This window comes from Pedobacter sp. AC163, assembly GCF_979258665.1.
The window spans coordinates 123,944-143,641 of sequence record NZ_OZ409872.1; the positions used below are offsets into that span (position 1 = coordinate 123,944).

Consider the following 19,698-nt stretch of genomic DNA (forward strand, 5'->3'; position numbering starts at 1 on the left):
AAATATGATTTAATAATCCGATATTGTATTATGATTTGCATTATAACAGGTGATATAATAGGTTCAAGAAAGATAAAAGATAGCTGGTTATTGAGTTTGAAAAATGCTTTAAAAGTAGTTTCAAAGCAGAATAATAAGTGGGAGATTTATCGCGGAGATAGCTTCCAGGTAGAGGTAGAGACAGAAAATGCCATTAAAACTGCAGCTTATTTAAAAGCCTGTATCAGAATAAATAAACCTGCAGATGTGAGGATGGGCATTGGAATCGGAGATATAAAAAGCAAGCGTAAAAAACTTTCAGAATCAAGCGGAGATGCATTTGTAAGCTCTGGAGCAGCTTTTGATAGCTTAAAACAAGCAAAAGTTAATCTGGCTATTAAAACTGACTTCCCTGATTTCGATGAAGAAATTAATGTTATGATTAAGCTTTCTTTAATTGCAATGGATAGTTGGGGAATAGTTGCAGCAGAAATGGTCAAGCTGGCATTAGAAAACGAAAATGTGTTGCAAAGTGAGCTAGCCGTGCTTTCAGGCAGAACCCAATCTTTGGTAAGTGAGGCTTTAAAACGTGCTCATTATTCTGAATTGATGGAGATGGATAAATTATACCGTAAAAAATTGAACCAAACGCTTTCGAAATAATGGAGATCTATTTAATTAAAATCATTATAGCGCATTTAGTTGGAGATTTTTTTCTGCAGCCTAATTCATGGGTGAAAGATAAAGAAAGAAAGAAGCTAAAATCAAGCAAGTTATATTTACATGTCCTGGTTCATATAGGATTAATTTTTGTTGTTTTTTTAAGCTTTAATGTTTGGAAAATAGCTTTATCAATCGGTGTATTGCATCTTCTAATTGATGCCTTAAAATCGATCTTTCAAACAAATAAAAATGCCAGAATCTTATTTTTTGTTGACCAGGTTTTGCACTTTAGCTCTATTGTATTGGTATGGAATTTTTTCTATAATGGTTATTTAAATATCAGTTTTATCAATGAAACGCACACGTGGATTATAATTTCGGGCATTTTGTTTTTGACTATGCCAACATCCATCATTATGAAAGTGATTATTGCCAAGTGGTTACCAGAAAGTGATGATGAGAGTCCGAAATCGTTACAGAATGCAGGGAAATATATTGGAATTTTAGAACGCACATTGATTTTTGTTTTCATCCTCACCAATCACTTTGAGGCTGTAGGTTTTCTGTTGGCGGCTAAATCTGTTTTCCGCTTTGGCGATTTAAAAGAAGCACATGATTTAAAATTAACCGAATATGTACTAATTGGCACCTTGCTGAGTTTCGGAATCGCCATAGTAGTTTCACTAATGATTATGGGATTGATAAAATAAATTTTCCCTGCCGCATATTAAGCTTTATGCTAAGCTAACATTAAGGAGCGTGTAGAACATTGCATTCTAAACCCGATTGAAATGTAATACTTTTTTGAGAAACCTCGCAGGTTTTAAAAACCTGCGAGGTTGATTTTCACAAAAAAGATTAAAATGAAAAGCGGGGATATCGAATCCGATTCCCCGCTAAATTGCTTTTCAAATACTAATTCTATTTTGCGCCTGGAGGGCAGTTATCTTTCAAAAACTTAGTATAAGTGAGCGATAAATGCTCACTGGTTCCATCGCCCTCAGAAATACTGTGCGTACGATTCGGATAGCTCATTAATTGGAAAACCTTTCTGTTTTTAATCAATTCGTTAATTAACATTTCTGCGTTTTGATAATGAACATTATCATCGCCAGTACCGTGAATGTAAAGTAAATTACCCTTCAGATTTTTGGCATAAGTAATAGGAGAGCCCTTAACATAAGCTTCTTTGCTTGGAAAAGGAGTGCCCATATAACGTTCCTGATAAATATTATCGTAAGTTAATTGGTTACCAACAGCTGCAATGGAGATACCTGTTTTGTAAATTTCAGGATATTGAAACATTAAGTTTAAAGTGGATGAACCACCGCCACTCCAGCCCCAAACGGCAACACGATCTTTATCCATAAATGCATTTGTAGCCAGCAGTTTTTTTGCGGCCATGGCCTGATCGCGGATATTAATTACACCAATGTTTTTGTAAATACCCTTTCTCCAGGCTGCACCTTTAGGAACAGGCGCACCACGGTTATCCATAGAAATATAGATATAACCATCTTTGGCCATATCGCCGGCATAAAGGGGATTTCTACCGGCTCCATAAGTATCAGAGGCTGTTGGAGAAGCAGGTTCGCCATAAACATAAAATACTACAGGATATTTTTTATCGGGATTAAAATTATCTGGTTTTTTCATCCAGCCATCCAATTCAACACCATCTTCTGTAGTTACTTTAAAGAATTCTACTTTATTTTTAGGTGCTTCTTGTTTTGATAATTGGTTAGTAATGCTACCATCCATGGTGAATGGATTGCCTGTAGTAAAATTCATCCATTCGGTTACCGGCCTTACTGTAGCGCTATTGTAGGTATGACGAGCGAAAGCTGCATTAGGGGAAATATCATAGCTGTGCGTGCCAGGAAGCAGGATAGATGGCGTAACTTGTTCTAACTTGCCCTTACCATCGAGCTTGGTTTTATACAAATAACGTTGTGTGGCATTATTAGGCGAAGCGATGAAATACAAATAGTTATTCTTATCGTCGATTAATTTTACATCGACAACATCGTAATTTCCTTTTGTTACCAGCGTTTCTTTTTTTCCATCACGACTAATTCTATAAAGGTGTGCCCATCCATCTTTATCAGATAAAATGGTAAACTCCTTATTGTCATTTAACCATTTCCACTCATCTTGGGCATCAATCCATGCTTTTGCTTTTTCGGTATAAATGGCTTTAGCAGCGCCACTGGTTGCATCGCAAATAAATACAATACTTTCATTTTGCTCGCGATTTAATTGTTGGAGAATTACCTCATTGCTATTTGGAACCCATTGCATCCGAGGAATATAATGTTGAATATTATCGCCAGGGATATTTAACCAATTGGTTTTAGCAGTATTTACATCGACAATACCAACTTTACAAGCTGATGGATTTTCGCCAACTTTCGGATATTCTACAGGAATGGTGAAGGGATAAATCGAATCGGTATTATTAATCATTAAAAAATTCTTGATTTTGGTAGCGTCGATTTGCCAATAAGCAATAGATTTTCCATCAGGACTCCATCTAAAACCATCTCTGCAATCGAATTCTTCCTCGTAAACCCAATCAAAAGTGCCGTTAATCATTCGGTCTGTTCCATCGGTTGTTAAGGCCTTCATGTTAGTACCGTCAGAATTTTCTACGTACAAATTGTGTTTGCTTACATAAGCAACCTTACTTCCATCGGGCGATAATTTTGCAAACATCAACGATGATGCAGGCTTGTCTTTGCCGATTTGAGTGATCTTATTCGCTGTTAAATCAGCCAACCAATAATCTCCACGCGTATCGTAGCGCCAAACTTTTTTACTATTGGTGTAAATTAAAGCTTTAGTTCCATCGGCAGAAAGTTGAAAACTACGAACTGCAATTGGGGCATCTTTTCCTGAAGGCGTTAGAAGTGTCCGGGAAATAATCGTCTTTTTCTCACTTTTGGGTAGTGTAACAGAAACAATTTCTCCACTGGTAATTTGATAATAAGAATTGCCATCTTTTGCCCAATTTATGCCTTGAGCTTTTGCATCAACAAGTACACAAACGGTAATGCAAACTATTGAGAGTTTGAGTAATAAGTTTTTTATCATAGAAAATTAGTCATAAAAAAAGCTTTTTAACTTTTGGGCTAATTTAAATAAAAGCCGGCAGTTAAAAAGCCTTTGATTGTAAGATATAAGTTAGTTATTCTCCGCCACCTTGCATTTTCATTAATTCGTCCATAGTTACTACTTCGTAACCTGCCGGAACGTCTTTCGAAATTGCACCCACTTTACCTTCAGCAATTGATTTTAATGTTGTTGTAGTTTCGATACCGCGTTGAACCATTGTAAACTTTACCGGAAATGCACCTAAACCTGGGAAATAGTTTTGAGAACCTACGTTTGGAAGTTCTACATCTTTAGTTGCCCATAATTCGTGAGCGCCACCTTTATCATCTTTAAATGTATATTTTTCAGCATTGTAACCACCTACAGTTTGTTTTTCGCCAGTTGCTTTGAAATCTGAAAACTTAGCAATTGCACCCATAGCTTTTTCTACATCTTCTTTTGATTGTTTTACGGCGAATTGTTTTTGAGCGATAGGCACATCAATTAATAATAAACCCGTTTTTTCGTTGTTATCAGAAACGATACCAATTAAAGCAGGACCTTGTTCCATTTCAATTTTAGTTAAACCATTATTGAATTTAACTTTCATTTCTGCAGGTGGTTCCTGACCGCCCATTGCAGCTTTTTGCTCATCAGTTAATTTATATTCCAAGCCGTAAGTAATCGTACCTTCAGCAATTTTTTTTTGCGCATGTGCGATTATTGCACCACTAACTAAGATTAAAGCGACAACGCTTGTTTTGATTGATTTTAACATGTTTTTATTTAAGTTTAGTTTTTTACCAGTTAATTTTTTCTTTATTTAAAAATGAAGCAATTCCTTTTTTGAAATCTTCACTTTCCCTCACTCTAGCGTTTATTTGTACTGCAAATTCCAGACTTTTCTCCAATAAGGGATTTGTTGTTTGGTTAATTAGCTGTTTTGTGATCATCAACGAATTACCAGAACTCCCGCTACACAAACGTAGTGCAAATTCTTTAACACTTCGATTAATTTCTGCTGAATTTGTTACATAATTTATCAATTTATATTCCAAAGCCTCCTGAGCTGTGAAAGTTTTTCCAGTTAGCAATAATTCTTTAGCTATAGTTTCCTTTACCTTTTGCTTCAAAAAACACGAAACGATAGCCGGTACGAAGCCGATTTTAACTTCTGTATAGCCAAAACTGCTTTCAGGAGTGGCGAAAATAATGTCGCATATTGTGGCTAATCCGCACCCCCCGGCGATTGCATGTCCCTCTACCTGTGCAATAACTATTTTCGGAAGATAATAAATGGTTGTAAAAAGCTTTTTTAAATTATTCGAATCTATAACATTTTCTTCAAAGGTATTTTGTTGTAATTGTTGAAGATACTCTAAATCTGCACCCGCACTGAATGAACCTCCATTTGCTTTTAATACGATCACTTTAACCGCATCATCTTCTGATGCATGAATAAATTTCTCAGTTAATTCCAAAATTAATTGAGGATTTAGTGCGTTTCTTTTTTCGGGTCTGTTGAGGGTTATGGTGGCAATTCTTTCTTCCACACGGTACAAAACCAGGTTTTCCATGTTATTGGGTTAGGTAAACCAAATATGCAGGATTTTTCTTTAAAATATGAGCTTCTATTTTATTATTCTCCGCAAATTTTTTAAAGGTTGCTATTTTATAATCTTTATTTGTAGCGTCGATATTTAAATGTCTAAATGTTAATTCTTTAGGAAGATTTTGCAAATTGTATTTGTTATTAGCTGTTAACCAAACGCTTGAAAATTTACTATCGATTACTATCTTTTTATAATTAAGGTGTTCATCAATCAGTAGAATATTGTACTTATAAAATACAATTTGGTTATCTTTTTTAATGAAATTCTTCGAAACGGTGTCTCTTTCCAAATTGGTAAATCTAATTGCATTAATCTGAGATTGTTGCAGTGCGGGCTCAATAAAGAATTCGTAATTTCTATCGTCTGAGCTTAAATCGGTAAGTAAAATTGCGGTTTTACCATCAATAAATGCAGCTGCATAATTTTTTCTTAAGGTGAAAAAGATAATTTTCTTCTGATGGATAGCCGCCCAATCATTATAAAGGGTAATTGCAGAACAGGCGACATAAATCAACGCGGAAAAGATATAAAATTTAGCACTCTTACTGACAAGCCCGTAAATCAATAAGCCCAAAGCAATACTCATCAAGATTAATTCTGGAAGAGTAATCCATACCGATGAAAAAGTAGAAAATGGTAAATCGGCAATCCGTTTTAGAACGATGTTTGTAGTAACGATTATCCATTCAAAAATCGGGGAAATTTTATCTATAAATGGAACTAGAATAGCAATTCCTAAAACCATAATGAGGATAAGCGGAATAGAGATAAACAAATTCCCCATTAAAAAATAGACAGGAAATTGATGGAAATAATAAATACAAAGCGGAAATGTAACCAATTGTGCCGATAGAGAAAGTGCAATCAATTGCCACACTTTATTCAGCCATTTATTTTTAACGTAGATCCATTTGTAAATCTTTGGTTGAAGATAAATTAAACCAAAAACGGACAGGTATGACAGTTGAAAACCAACATCCCAAATTAAGAATGGATTGTAAATCAGCTGGCAAAATGCCGCAAATGCTAAAGTGTTATATCCGTTTTTATTTCTGGCGAAAGTTTTAGCTGTGATGAAAATTGTGATCATAATCGTCGCCCGGACGACAGATGGAGATAAACCTGTAATTAATGAATAGCCGCAAATCAAACTACAGATGAGGATAAACTTTAAAATTTTAAGTGAACGTTTTTTGTCCAGAAAAGCTAAACAAAAATCTAGCACAAAGAAAATTATCGCCACATGACTACCGGAGACAGAGAGAGCATGGATGGTTCCAGTTTTAGAATAAGCTGCTAGCGTTTCCTTACTTAAATCCGCCCGATATCCTAAAATTAGTGTCGATGCAACTGCAAAAGCTTCATCATCTTTTATCAGTTTTCGGTATTTTGCCACCTGCTTTTCCCTCAAATCCAAGGCAAACTTTATAATCGGATTTCCAGTATTTCTATTAGTTTTAAGCAAGTGCTTTTGGTTGATAAATGTTTGTTCGTAAACGTTTTTGCTGGCCAGCCACCTTTTAAAATCAAATTCAGCGGGATTATATGGGGGTTCAACTTCCAGATATTTTGCGAACACTATCAACTCATCACCATATTTTAATTTTACTGGGCTTAGGCTATCTACCTTCAAAGCCAGCAATAATTGTCCGCTCAGCTTAACGTGGTTCGAATTCTCGTAACCCGAAACTACGTTTGCCGTAAACCTTAAAATATCATTTGTTTGCTCGGGTTCATCATTTATCCAAATTTTTAAGTAAGTATATTTCTTTTTGGCGAAGTAATCTTGCCTCAGCTTGTGATTATTTAAGAGGCATAGTAATCCTCCCAGTATAAAAAAGAAAATAAAAATTAATGATCCTGTTATGCCTTTAAACTTATAGCCCTTAGCCTTTTTGTAAATTATGTTAATAGTTAATAAAAAAATGAAAATCACTACCAACGTAATCTCAGTAATCAAAATCATTCTTTGCGTTGCGATGAAGTAAAAAATGCCAATCCCAATTAAAAAAGGAATTAGAATCCTTGCGAAAATATATTCTGCTTTAAACATATTTTAAAATTGATACCTCAACTGAATTTTTATCTCTGATTTTTTATTGCCTTGTATTTCGTCCAAATATGAACCAACTGTTTCTACATTTTTATAAACAAACATGGCGTATCTTGCCCAAATATTTAATTTTTTAGCAAGGTTATATTTCAGGTTTAAGTAAGTCCTGAAACCTTTTCCACTGTACATTCCGAAGGCAAAACTATATAGCACATCATCTTCGTAGGCATAAATCCGGCTGTTGTAACTTGGTGTGTTGAAATATGCAATTCTCAGATTTCCGGTGACTTTAGAAAACATCGGAGAGTAATCTACATCCTGGTAAATCAGATAGCCAAATTCACGATTTGCTTCGCCTTTTTTATATTGAGAAACTTCCATTCGGTTTTGAAAGCTCCATTTTTTATTGAGTTGCCAACTCACTTCTATGCGGTAGCCTTCTTTCTTAACATCATCCAAAAAGTTAATCGGGACATCCAAATCGGTGTTTTGTTGTTTGTGTTCAGTTTTAAATCTTGCTAAAAATTTAAAGGTTTTGCTCGGGGTGTAAACCGCCTGACTTAAGATTTCGTAACCTTTTGATGGTGCATCTATACGATATTTTAACCAAGGAAATTGGAAGTAATCACCATAAATGGAGAACGCCCATTTTTTGTTTGGAGTGATGTTTAAGCCTGCATACAATCCTTTTTCGTTTATCGCTTCGCTTGCCTCAGCCAGTGCCTGATTAAAAAAATTATGATAATCTTTTTCATAATTCCGATACGTTATTGCAGCAGAAACTACAGGAGAAAGACTGATTAAAGCACCGTTAACGTAAGCCAAACCACTATTTAAACTTTTTCCAACTTCACCAAAGAGATAAATATTTTCGTAGGTATAATTATAATAAGCACCAACATTTGTTAATGAATTTCCTGTAAAACTAGACCGATCGTAAACCGCAGTTTGTGTAATGAAACTATTTCCGTATTTACTATGATAAGCAATGGCACCAATCCCCAATTCATTTTTGGTATATTGAAGTGCTGCTCCATAAACCTGTTGACTCAAAGAATTTTTGTTTTCAATTTCTGTCGGGGTTCTGTGGTAACCACTTTGATTAATTGTTGCTTGAACTAGATTGCCGTCAAAATCTAGCTCCTGACTTGCATCAAGATTTCTAAAAGAGACGAAAGGAGTGATGTCAATATTTTTGTAAAGATTAATTGTTGCGGATACGCCTCTTAAAAAGGAATATTCATTGGCTGAAGTATAAGGACGCAAGCCCAAATCTTTTTTCGCCACGCTGGTAACATCTGGCCCTTTACCAAAGGCAAATCCCGACCACATGGTAACACCTTGTCCAAATTGTAAGGTGTAATCTCCAATTACTAACTTTTTAACTCGACCTAATTTAAATAAGGCAATATTTCCAGAGTAGAAATCAAATGGTTTACCAATGAATTTTTCACCAGCATCTTTATCCATTGTGATTGCGGCTGAAACAATTGTTCCATAATGGTAACGATAGCGGGCTTGAAACTTTTCTGGAGATCCTAAATATCGGTTTCCAGGTAAATCTGTAAAACCTTTTTGCGTCTGCAAAGTTTGTGCAAAACGCATCACTAAATCATTCTCTCCTAAAGTTAAGATATTTTTAAAGCTAAGTTTTTCGTACTCTGTTGCAACACTTAAAGTAACAAAGGGTAACAAACTTTCTACCGTTTTTATATCAAATGCATCAATACTTTGAAGCTCCAATACATTGACAAAATCTCCGTTATCTTTTAGATAGGCAAAGAAGTTACTGATTTGAAGAGGAGACAAAAATACAAGTGTCTTCAATTCTTCTGGTGAAGTTTTGTTAAGATTAATTGGATGCTTTTTATATCTCGTCAGCACCTCAATTAGTTCAGTCATATCATAATCGTCAGGAAGATTTTCTGCTACACTTTCCAAAATATCTCGAACATCAACTTCTTGCTCAGCAATTTGAGCGTTTGCAATGAAACCCGTCACTACAAATACCAATGTTATAAGTCTAAAACGCATAGCCAATTGCAATTTGGGGTGCATAACCAAGGTTGGCATCGTAGGTAGTTGCCATATCAAACAAGAACTTTTTATAGTTTAAACCGAAACCAGCATATTGCTTAAAAGGCTTTGCACTTAAACCACCGCGTAGGCTCAATAAACTGATAATTTTATAATCGATACCCAATCTGACATCAATCGATTCATTAAGTTTTTTACTGACAGATGTAGCAATTAATACCTTATCAGAGGCCAAATAACTCGCACCAACATTAATCGATGTTGGAATTTCTATTAATATTTCAGTGCTGCTGAATTTTTGTTTGGATGGATTACTTAAAAAAGCTCCGAAAGTAAATACATTATTAAAATGGTAAAGCGCTCCAAAATCTATCGAAAAACCTGTTGAAGCACCATAGTTCGCAATTTTAAGCTGATGATAGTTTGCGTTAAGGCCGATTGATAGTTTGTTTCCAAATTTTTTGGCATAAGCAAAACCAATTTTGCTCTCATTGTATTCTGTAAATCCGTAGCGTTGGAAACTAAGTCCAACAAAATTGTTTTTTAAAGGTAGAACAGCAACTAGCGCTTGTGTACTAATTTCATCACTAAAAAGATGTTTAATGTAGTTTAAGGCAATGGTTGGCTGCTCGAGCGAGGTTATTCCCGATGGATTTGCCTGTAGCGCCCAAACATCGGTAACGGCGGTGCCACTGTTGCCCATGGCAGTAAGCCGAGGACCCAGACTGTTTTGACCGAATAAATAAAAAGGCGTAAGGGAGATTAACAATACATTCCATATTTTCATTTGAGGGCGTTAAACCAGTAAATAAAAAATAGGGAGGATTGTGTTTGGTTATTTCAATTTAGTGAAATTAAATTAGAATTGATAACTATAATATTTTTAAAATTCTCAGTAAAAATAAAAACCTCGACTGTTTTCACAATCGAGGCTCTTTTATTATTATTTAATTATTTTTTTGCCTGTTGTTGCTGACGCATGTAATCATCTAAACGTTGTTGAAACTTAGATTTCTTCTTTTTATCATCAGTTGGTCTTGCTTTATTCTGTTGAATTAAAGCATGGATTTTATCATCATCTACCATTTTACGAATTAAGAACTGCTGTCCGAAAGTCATTAAGTTGGCCAAGAAATAATAATAGTTTAAACCCGCAGGGTAACTGTTCAAAACACCTAAGAAAATGATTGGCATGATGTAACCAATGTATTTCATTTGGCCAGTTGCACCCGAAACCTGATTGTTAAAGTAAGTCATGATTAATGTCGAAACTGTCATCAAAACACACATTAAACTCAAGTGATCGCCAATAAATGGAACTTTAAATCCGAATTTAATAAACTCATCATAGGTTGATAAATCTTTCATCCATAAGAAACTTTCTCCACGTAATTCGAAAAGGTTAGGGAAGAAGAAGAAGAAAGCCATTACCAACGGTAATTGTAAAACCATTGGTAAACAACCACCAAGTGGATTTACACCAGCCTTTTTGTAAAGTTTTAAATATTCTTGTTGAACCAAGGTTGGATTATCTTCACCTACTTTGGCTTTAATTTCATCCATTTCTGGCTTCAATACCCTCATTTTAGCCATTGATAGGTATGACTTATAAGTTAATGGAGATAATGCAACTTTTAATAAAATGGTTAATACCAAAATAATTAAACCGAAGTTCCAGCCGAAGTTGTTAAGGAAATTAAATACAGGCAATACGATAAAACGGTTGATGTATTTTAACGGCCAGTAACCTAAATCTACTTGTTTCTCTAAATCGTAACCTTGATCTTTTAAAGCAGAGAATTTGTTGGTACCAAAGTAGAATTCCATGCTGTATGCCTGGTTTGCAAGATGCGCATAAGGTAATTGCATATTAGCATCATAAAATTTAACCTGACCAGGAGCTGTTGGGATTTTTACTTCTAAACTTCCTTTTTCGAAACCATCCTTCGAAATCAGCGTTGCAGAGAAAAAATGTTGTTTAAATGAAAACCACTGAATTTTTCCTTTGCCTAAATCTTCTTTTTCATCTTTTGATACACTTAAGTGATCAACATCGCCGTCAACATATTTATAGTATGGTGCCGAATAACGGTGCTCGCTTTCTAAAGATTTTTCTTGCTGTAATAAAATAGTTTGCCAGTTTAAAGAAATGTTATTTCCGGCAATTACTTGTTGTAAGCCAACCAGGTTGATGTTAAAGCCAACTTTATTACTTGCAGCTTTTAAATCGTAAACATACTCAACATAAGCATTTGCGCCATAATTAGCACGCATGGTTACGGTATTACCAGCTTTAGTAGGAGTGAAGTATAAATCGTTAGTGTTGATTACTTTGCCAGCAGCATTTAAAGTCAAGCCAAATTTATTGGCATTTCCGTCAAATAATATTAGCGGCTTGCCAGCATAGGTTTTTTGTCCTTTAACTTCTACTGAAATAATTCTACCACCTTTATTACTTAGGTTGATTAATAATTTCTCATTCTCTAAAACTGTTTTTGCATCGGTTCCTGTTATTGCAGAACCGAAAGGACCTTTTAAAGCCAAAGAATCTACAGTTGGTGTAGTTGCTACAGCAGTTGTGTCTTTTAAAACTGGTTTAATTCCAGTGTTTTTTAGTGAATCAGCTCTCTTTATAGAGTCGATTCTGGCATTTTCTTTTTTTATTTCAGCATCTTTTGGCCCAAAAAAGTAGAATGATCCCGCCAAGATGATCATAATCAGGAATAATCCTGTAAAGGTATTTCTATCCATTATATTTGTTTGTACTGCTTTTAATTCGTTTTCTTTTTCGCAAACTCCATCGCAGCGGCGACAAATTTAACAAAAAGTGGGTGAGGATTAGCAACTGTTGATTTTAATTCTGGGTGAAACTGTCCTCCAACGAAAAAAGGATGGTTTTTTAGCTCTACAATTTCCACAAGATTTGTTTGTGGATTAATTCCAGAAGCAATCATTCCAGCATCTTCGTACTGCTTTAAATAATCGTTGTTAAATTCGTAACGATGACGGTGACGCTCATTGATATGTGCCTTGCCGTAGATAGCAAATGCTTTCGTTCCTTTCTTAATGTCGCAAGGATATGAACCTAAACGCATAGTGCCACCCATGTTTACAATGTTTTTCTGTTCTTCCATCATGTTAATCACAGGATTTTTAGAGTCAGCTTCAATTTCGGTAGTATGCGCATCTTTTAAGCCCAAAACATTTCGTCCGAACTCAATAACAGCACATTGCATACCCAAACAGATCCCAAAGAATGGAATATTATTTTCGCGGACGTATTTAATGGTATCAATTTTCCCTTCTATACCACGACTTCCGAAACCTGGTGCTACTAAAACACCATTTAAGTGACCTAATTTCTCTTTTACGTTATCCGGAAAAATGCCTTCAGAGTGGATATATTCTACACGAACTTTACATTCGTTTTTAGAACCTGCATGCACAAAAGATTCGATAATCGATTTGTAAGCATCTGGTAACTCAACATATTTACCAACCAAACCAATAGTTACATCAGCTGTCGGATTTTTTAAATGTCCTAAAAACTCTTTCCAGCTTTCCATATCTGGTTCGTTTTTAGTTGGGAGTTTTAATTTAGCCAAAACCGTTTTATCCAACTGTTCTTTCATCATCAACAACGGAACATCATAAATAGTAGACGCATCCATAGATTCGACTACGGCGTTGATGTTAACGTTACAAAAAAGAGCAATTTTTTTTCTTAAATCAGAACCTAAGTGATGTTCAGTACGACAAACTAAAATATCCGGTTGAATACCATATTCCAATAATGCCTTAACCGAATGTTGTGTTGGCTTAGTTTTTAATTCGCCTGCAGCAGCTAAATAAGGCACTAATGTTAAGTGAATTACAATCGCATTCGAACTTCCTTCTTCCCATTTAAACTGACGAACAGCCTCAATAAAAGGTAGAGATTCAATATCACCAACGGTTCCGCCTAGTTCAGTAATAACGATATCGTAATCACCACTATCGCCTAAAATACGCATGTTGCGCTTGATTTCATCGGTTATGTGGGGCACAACCTGGACAGTCTTACCTAGATATTCACCTTTACGTTCTTTGTTAATCACGTTTTGGTAAATACGACCAGTAGTAATGTTGTTTGCTTGTGAAGTTGGAACGTTCAAGAAACGCTCATAGTGACCAAGATCCAGATCGGTTTCGGCACCATCTTCAGTAACAAAACATTCGCCATGTTCATAAGGATTCAGTGTTCCTGGATCGATATTGATATAAGGATCGAATTTTTGAATGGTTACACGGTAGCCACGTGCCTGTAAAAGTTTAGCTAAAGATGCGGAAATGATGCCCTTACCCAATGAGGAAGTAACACCGCCCGTAACAAAAATATACTTAGTCATGTTTGTGATTTTTTACGGCAAATGGTAAATATTGCCGCTTTTTGTACGGGATACAAAGGTAGGAAAATTCCTTGTTTCTGCTGATTTAAAATTTAGATATTTTAAAAATGATAATGCGATGTCTATCAGAAAATTAGCGATTACTTATATTCAATTTCTAACAATATGGAAAGCGAATCCTACTTTATTAGTTATTCTTAGCCCTGTTTTTCATGCCTATCCGATGGGCAATCTCTCTTTTTTTAAGTTTTTTTATCAAGATCAGTTAGATTTATTGAAAGCGTTGTTTACAAATGGGAAAGTTTGATAACATTCCAATAATCTAAAAAAGATTGGTAATTGGGATGTTTACTGTTTTACAACATCTGTTAAACTTTACAAGCAGCGTATTACACTTACACTTGTCAATTTATTATCCTTATCATAAGAATAGGTTTTCGTCGATCCATCTTTAGCAGTGTAAGTTACAGATTTGAAATTCAAGCCTCCAGTTCCATTTCTCCCAATAAAGGTTTGCTTGTTCTTTTCTCTAATTACCTCATTTTGTAGATCAAGCTTTCTGGGATTTAGGCTGTAGGATTTGAAGCCCGAGAAAATGGCATCAGAATCATTTTTATAACTATAAATCATTTCGCTATCTACTTTTCCTTCTCGAATGATACGTCCAAATTTGTCATAAATGTAAGTGATGTCCCAAATGATGGATTGATCGGATCTTTTGGATAACCGACGAACGCATTGCATTTGATCATTTAAAAAAAACGTCTCTAAAGAATAAGGCCTTGAACCACTGAAGCTAATGGTGTGGTATTTATCTTTCTCATAAATAAAAACAGTCGAATCGGTGCTTTTTTCATCACCACTAACAATCTTTTTGATTAAGCCATTTTGATCTCTCAAATATTTTGAATAACCACTTGGCTTACCGTTCATTGTATTGTCCATTGATTGCATTATGTTATTTTTATCATAAACATAGTTGGCGCCATAAGGCGACTTGGTCGTCATTAAACTATCGCCAAACATTTCGAACACTCTATTTGTACAAGTCATTTTCGGACTTCCGTCTTCATAAGTATTACTGTAATGTACTGAACTCGCATTTTTAATTAGCCTTTGAGCATACGATTGATCGGTTACGAACTTTATGTTTAGAACATCTTGCATCTCTGTAACCGCATCTTTTTGATCTCGTTCATCCAACGTTTTAGGAACCAAATCATCAGCACTACTAATATTGAGGTAAGTTTTTATGGTTTTCAAATACTGGTCTGGATTGAAAACTAGTATTGGCTTGTCTTTCCCATTGGAAACAATCATTCCAAATTGTCGTTTAGTATTCGGTCTGTAAAAAACAAATTTTCCATTGGAGTTACTATATTCTACAACACGTTCTTTTCCAATGTCGAATATGGGAAAGTTGCTGTAAACCGAACCAAAATAGGCGTTGACTTCTTTTTCTTTTTGCTTATGATTTTTCCAACTATCGCTTCCATCATTTACACCAAAAAACATCACACTTGGCGCATGGTCATTGATACTAACTGCAGCTTTTTCGTTAGCTGGTTTTTCTTTTAAAAATACACTTTGCGCATTACTAAGCACAGCACAAAAAACAAAATAGCACAACAAAACAGCTCTTCTCATATTAGATTAGTTTAATAGGACATAGGGATGTTGTACGAAGAATAGGGAGTTTTTTAACAGCAGTTATAGTAGATTTTTACCTTTTTTTCTTTTTCGCTCCAGGCGATATAGAGATTTTTTTCTTTACCTAAACGATACTTGAAGCCATTCAAACCAGATTTTTTAAGCTCCTCGTATAGCGCTTTATCCGGAACGTATTTGTCTGCCTTGTCTTCCGGCATCACTGCAGGCTCGAGAAAATTATCTTCAGCAAAAAAATCATCTGCTATGGTTTTTAAGAATACAATCTGCGCTTTTTCTTTCGATAAATCAAGGTTTGGATCTGTATTTCCTAACAAATCGGTTCCTTTTAGTTTTACATTATAAATTTCTTTACCATCAAAATTTTTAATGGTAAAGGTTAAAACCATTTCTTCCGGTTTCCTGCCAGTTAGCTCAATTTTAAAAGTATCGAGCTTATTTAGATCAGAAAATGATTGAGCTATACTTTGATTTACATTCTTAAATTCTATAGAATCGTTGTTTTTCTGTTTGTCAGTTTGGCAAGCATATAACAATAAGGCAACGGAAAGTAGGAGCAGCAATTTTCTCATTTCCGAAAATACAAATTTTAAGTTTTTATAAACAATTAAATTATAATTAGAAGGTATAGCCTACTGATAACCATAATTGGAAATCCAAATAACCTTTCGGAGCAGCTCTATCTTGAAATGTTTCTAAGTTGAAATATTTGCCATAACCTAAGCCTGTAGTGGTTTCTATTAAAAATCTTTTGGTTGGGAGATATAAAAAGCCCAAATTCATCCCTGAACGAATTGAATTCGCCTTGAAATTTCTGTTGTTTCCAAACGATAAAAATCCTGTAGGATGAACATAGGCATTGTTAGAAACGATAGTTTTGTTCAGGTTTCCAATATACAATCCCCAAAAGGGTGTGATCTCTTTGGCCTCAATATCATAAGCATACATTTTCCCTCTAAGCAAAAAACCACTGAACTTGTAGTCTCTACCCCAGTTTAATTCGCCTGATGAATAGGAAAGCTCCAGACCGTATCTCTGGCGAAAGGTTTTCTCAATAGAAAAAGATGGCTGTTTAGCCAATAAATTTAACAAATTGGATTTTACGGAGATACCGATAGGTTCTTGAGAACTAGCCGTTTGAATAATTAGAAATGATATAAAAATGATTACAATCTTTTTCAACGATTCAAATTTGAGGGTATTAAATCATATTTAAGTGTAATTTAAGAATATTATTTTATTCTCGCTTCAAAGCCGCTAATAAGTTATTCAACTTTGATAAATCCTCTGGAGTATCTATTGCAACCGTTTCTAAATCTGTAACTTTTGTTTGAATATAAAAACCATTTTCAATCCACCGCAATTGCTCCAGGCTCTCTGCAATTTCTAATGATGATGGTGGTAGTTTGGTAATTTCTTTTAATGATTTTGTTCTATATCCATAGATACCAATATGCTTATAAAACTGATGTTTCTCTGCCCAAACGCCTGGCTCGCCATTTCTGATAAATGGTATCGGACTTCGGCTAAAGTACATTGCTCTGCCATTTACATCAATCACCACTTTCGGGCTATTTGGATTGTAAATGCTTTCCTGACTTTGGATGGGTTTAATGAGCGTGGCCAACTGAACTTTATCCTCAATAAAACAACTTGCTAATAAATCTATTTGGCTAGGCTCTATAAAAGGTTCATCGCCTTGTATGTTGATTACAATATTAAACCCGGGGATTTTATCAATCACTTCGGCACATCGATCGGTGCCGCTTTGATGCTGAGCAGATGTAAACACAAACTCACCGCCAAATCTCTTAACTTCATCCGCTATACGCTCATCATCTGTAGCAATAACCACTTTCGACAAACTTTTTGCTTTCAGCGCTTGCTCATATACGCGTTGAATCATGCTTTTTCCTGCGATATCAACTAAAGGCTTCCCTGGAAACCGGGTAGAAGCGAACCGGGCAGGAATAATACCTATGGCTAAATTTGCACTATCAATCATGTTTATGGTAGGTTACTTAAGATATAAGCTAAAATAAAAATTAGCGCCAACACAACGTAAGACAATGGATGAGCAAAATTCAGTGTCCAACCTAAAATTCTGATCCGCTTGTGCACAAACAAACGTTTATCATCTCGATTGAAATAAAAAATGCCAAGTTTCCAATTCGAATAGTTCTCGTGTTCAAAATCTTTTTCCGTCATCTTTATAATATAACTAAAGCGATAAGCAAAAACAAATTCTAAGCAAAAAAAGGCTTGTTCCTCAAGACATTAGTGTAACGATGTATTTGAAAATTTAATGTAAAAAACAAAATTAAAACAGACCGTTTATTTCAGCCTCAATTGACTGAATAACAGTACCTAAATCTTCTGGATTGTTGGTGAAGTCCAATTTGTCTTTATCTAGAATCAACAGTTTACCCAGGTTATAATTTTTGATCCACGCTTCGTATTTTTCATTTAATTTAGATAAATAGTCAATCCGAATGCCTGCTTCGTACTCGCGGCCACGACGTTGAATGTTATTTACTAACGTAGGAACCGACGCTCGTAAGTAGACCAGTAAATCAGGTGGCTTGATGAAAGAAGTGATGTTATCAAATATCGCACGATAGTTGTCATGATCACGAGTGGTCATCAGCGCCATATCATGCAGGTTTTCTGCAAAAATATGTGCATCCTCGTAAATGGTTCTATCCTGAATTACGTTCCGTTTATTTACTTCAATATCAGTAATTTGTTGAAAACGACTGTTGAGGAAATAAATTTGAAGATTAAAGCTCCAACGTTTCATGTCGCTATAAAAATCTTCCAGGTAGGGGTTGTTGTCAACCGCTTCATACAGAGCTTCCCATCCATAATTCTTGGCGAGTAAACCCGTTAATGTTGTTTTTCCTGCGCCTATATTTCCTACAATTGCTATGTGCATATATATCTAGATATGAGATATGAGATATCAGATATGGAGTCGAGCATTGTCTCAAATCTCATATCAATCTTCTCAAATCTATTTAAAATTACTAAAAACTTTTAAAACCGATTAAACTACGAACCTCTCTGATGGTTTTCTGAGCACTCTCACGGGCTTTTAATGCACCATGTTTAGCAACCTGTCTTAAATAAGTTTCGTCTTTCGAAAGTTCTTCGATACGCTCTCTAATAGGGGAGTTAAACACAATCATATCTTCAGCCAGTTGCTTCTTCATATCTCCATAACGGATTTGCATTTTATTATACAATCCATCAAAATGCTCAATGGTATCAGGCGTAGAGACAATTTTCATCAAATCAAAAAGATTTTGAATTGCTTCTGGTTTTTCCTGATTTTCTTCTGTTGGTCCGCTATCGCTCACTGCTCTGGCTACTTTCTTACGAATAATTTCAGGGCTATCGGATAGATAGATACAGTTTCCATCACCATCGGATTTACTCATTTTGCCTTTTCCTTCCAAACCAGGTACTTTAACTAAATTTTCAGCATAATTAAACGCAAAAGATTCAGGAAAAAAATCGGCATTATACATCCTGTTAAAACGGTTTCCGAAGTTACGGGTCATTTCTAAATGTTGTTCCTGGTCTTTTCCAACCGGCACTTTAGTAGCTCTGTGAATTAAAATGTCTGCAGCCATCAAAGTAGGATAGGTTAATAAACCAGCATTTACGTTATCCGGGTTAGATCTTATCTTTTCTTTAAAAGAAGCGCTTCGTTCCAATTCACCTAAATATGCATTCATATTCAGATATAAATAAAGCTCCGAAACTTCTGGAACATCAGATTGAACATATATGGTGGTTTCTTCTGGATTAATTCCGCAAGCTAAATATTCCACTAATACATGGCGAACATAACCATGCAAATCACCCGGAGTAGGATGAGTTGTTAATGAATGTAGATCGGCAATAAAAAAGTAGCAGTTATAATCATACTGCATTTTTACAAAATTGGTTACCGCACCAAAATAATTTCCTAAATGTAGCTTTCCAGTTGGCCTAATGCCACTCACCACTGTTTCTTTCATAATGGCACGAAATTAAAAATAAAAAGCAAGCAACGTATACGATATAATCAATTTTATATGAATAGATTTTTTCGGCTTAATTTGATGGATCAATCTTTTGTGATTCATATTATTAAATAACCAATCATTTAATTGGTGGTGGCTAATCAGTATTTGAAATGATAAAGTATTTTATATTT

17 protein-coding genes are annotated in these 19,698 nt (G+C 35.1%); 2 read left to right on the forward strand and 15 right to left on the reverse strand.

The window, feature by feature from the left end; genetic code table 11:
- The first annotated feature begins 30 nt into the window (after nucleotides 1-30).
- Both ACZZZK_RS00530 and ACZZZK_RS00535 read left to right on the forward strand, forming a co-directional pair.
- Nucleotides 31-642: a SatD family protein gene (locus tag ACZZZK_RS00530; protein ID WP_463482350.1), complete on the forward strand. Its 612-nt coding sequence runs from the start codon at nucleotides 31-33 to the stop codon at nucleotides 640-642.
- Nucleotides 642-1,352 (forward strand): DUF3307 domain-containing protein, encoded by a 711-nt coding sequence (locus ACZZZK_RS00535; RefSeq protein ID WP_463482351.1) that lies wholly within the window; start codon nucleotides 642-644, stop codon nucleotides 1,350-1,352. Before ACZZZK_RS00530 ends, ACZZZK_RS00535 begins: the two co-directional genes overlap by 1 nt.
- 211 nt (nucleotides 1,353-1,563) lie before the next feature.
- Here the strand turns inward: ACZZZK_RS00535 and ACZZZK_RS00540 are convergent, their stop codons facing one another.
- The 15 genes from ACZZZK_RS00540 to trpS all read right to left on the reverse strand — a co-directional run bounded on the left by ACZZZK_RS00540 (nucleotide 1,564) and on the right by trpS (nucleotide 19,519).
- Nucleotides 1,564-3,735, reverse strand: coding sequence for a S9 family peptidase (locus ACZZZK_RS00540; RefSeq protein WP_463482352.1), 2,172 nt, complete (start codon nucleotides 3,733-3,735; stop codon nucleotides 1,564-1,566).
- Between the two features lie 94 nt (nucleotides 3,736-3,829).
- Nucleotides 3,830-4,513: a DUF4412 domain-containing protein gene (locus tag ACZZZK_RS00545; protein WP_056848912.1), complete on the reverse strand. Its 684-nt coding sequence runs from the start codon at nucleotides 4,511-4,513 to the stop codon at nucleotides 3,830-3,832.
- A gap of 22 nt (nucleotides 4,514-4,535) precedes the next feature.
- Nucleotides 4,536-5,312 (reverse strand): enoyl-CoA hydratase/isomerase family protein, encoded by a 777-nt coding sequence (locus ACZZZK_RS00550; protein ID WP_463482353.1) that lies wholly within the window; start codon nucleotides 5,310-5,312, stop codon nucleotides 4,536-4,538.
- Between the two features lies 1 nt (nucleotide 5,313).
- Nucleotides 5,314-7,401 (reverse strand): ComEC/Rec2 family competence protein, encoded by a 2,088-nt coding sequence (locus ACZZZK_RS00555; RefSeq protein WP_463482354.1) that lies wholly within the window; start codon nucleotides 7,399-7,401, stop codon nucleotides 5,314-5,316.
- A 3-nt stretch (nucleotides 7,402-7,404) separates the two neighbouring features.
- Nucleotides 7,405-9,435, reverse strand: a complete 2,031-nt coding sequence (locus ACZZZK_RS00560) for a helix-hairpin-helix domain-containing protein (protein WP_463482355.1) — start codon at nucleotides 9,433-9,435, stop codon at nucleotides 7,405-7,407.
- On the reverse strand, nucleotides 9,425-10,225 hold the full coding sequence (locus tag ACZZZK_RS00565; protein ID WP_463482356.1) for a PorV/PorQ family protein: 801 nt from the start codon (nucleotides 10,223-10,225) through the stop codon (nucleotides 9,425-9,427). Before ACZZZK_RS00565 ends, ACZZZK_RS00560 begins: the two co-directional genes overlap by 11 nt.
- Before the next feature lie 164 nt (nucleotides 10,226-10,389).
- A complete protein-coding gene (yidC, locus tag ACZZZK_RS00570; RefSeq protein ID WP_463482357.1) occupies nucleotides 10,390-12,189 on the reverse strand; it encodes a membrane protein insertase YidC in 1,800 nt (599 codons plus the stop codon).
- A gap of 20 nt (nucleotides 12,190-12,209) precedes the next feature.
- A complete protein-coding gene (locus ACZZZK_RS00575) occupies nucleotides 12,210-13,826 on the reverse strand; it encodes a CTP synthase (protein WP_463482358.1) in 1,617 nt (538 codons plus the stop codon).
- A 375-nt stretch (nucleotides 13,827-14,201) separates the two neighbouring features.
- The gene (locus ACZZZK_RS00580) at nucleotides 14,202-15,473 is read right to left on the reverse strand and encodes a hypothetical protein (RefSeq protein ID WP_463482359.1); all 1,272 of its coding nucleotides are present in this window, start codon (nucleotides 15,471-15,473) and stop codon (nucleotides 14,202-14,204) included.
- A gap of 53 nt (nucleotides 15,474-15,526) precedes the next feature.
- Complete coding sequence (locus tag ACZZZK_RS00585) at nucleotides 15,527-16,066, reverse strand: hypothetical protein (protein ID WP_463482360.1); 540 nt, start codon at nucleotides 16,064-16,066, stop codon at nucleotides 15,527-15,529.
- Between the two features lie 46 nt (nucleotides 16,067-16,112).
- Nucleotides 16,113-16,676, reverse strand: coding sequence for a DUF3575 domain-containing protein (locus ACZZZK_RS00590; protein WP_463482361.1), 564 nt, complete (start codon nucleotides 16,674-16,676; stop codon nucleotides 16,113-16,115).
- Nucleotides 16,677-16,731: 55 nt separating this feature from the next.
- Complete coding sequence (gene kdsB / locus ACZZZK_RS00595; RefSeq protein ID WP_463482362.1) at nucleotides 16,732-17,499, reverse strand: 3-deoxy-manno-octulosonate cytidylyltransferase; 768 nt, start codon at nucleotides 17,497-17,499, stop codon at nucleotides 16,732-16,734.
- A gap of 2 nt (nucleotides 17,500-17,501) precedes the next feature.
- A complete protein-coding gene (locus ACZZZK_RS00600; protein WP_463482363.1) occupies nucleotides 17,502-17,702 on the reverse strand; it encodes a DUF5808 domain-containing protein in 201 nt (66 codons plus the stop codon).
- A 112-nt stretch (nucleotides 17,703-17,814) separates the two neighbouring features.
- Complete coding sequence (locus tag ACZZZK_RS00605) at nucleotides 17,815-18,429, reverse strand: deoxynucleoside kinase (RefSeq protein WP_056848923.1); 615 nt, start codon at nucleotides 18,427-18,429, stop codon at nucleotides 17,815-17,817.
- 91 nt (nucleotides 18,430-18,520) lie between these two features.
- The gene (gene trpS / locus ACZZZK_RS00610; RefSeq protein WP_265798761.1) at nucleotides 18,521-19,519 is read right to left on the reverse strand and encodes a tryptophan--tRNA ligase; all 999 of its coding nucleotides are present in this window, start codon (nucleotides 19,517-19,519) and stop codon (nucleotides 18,521-18,523) included.
- Nucleotides 19,520-19,698 lie beyond the last annotated feature (179 nt).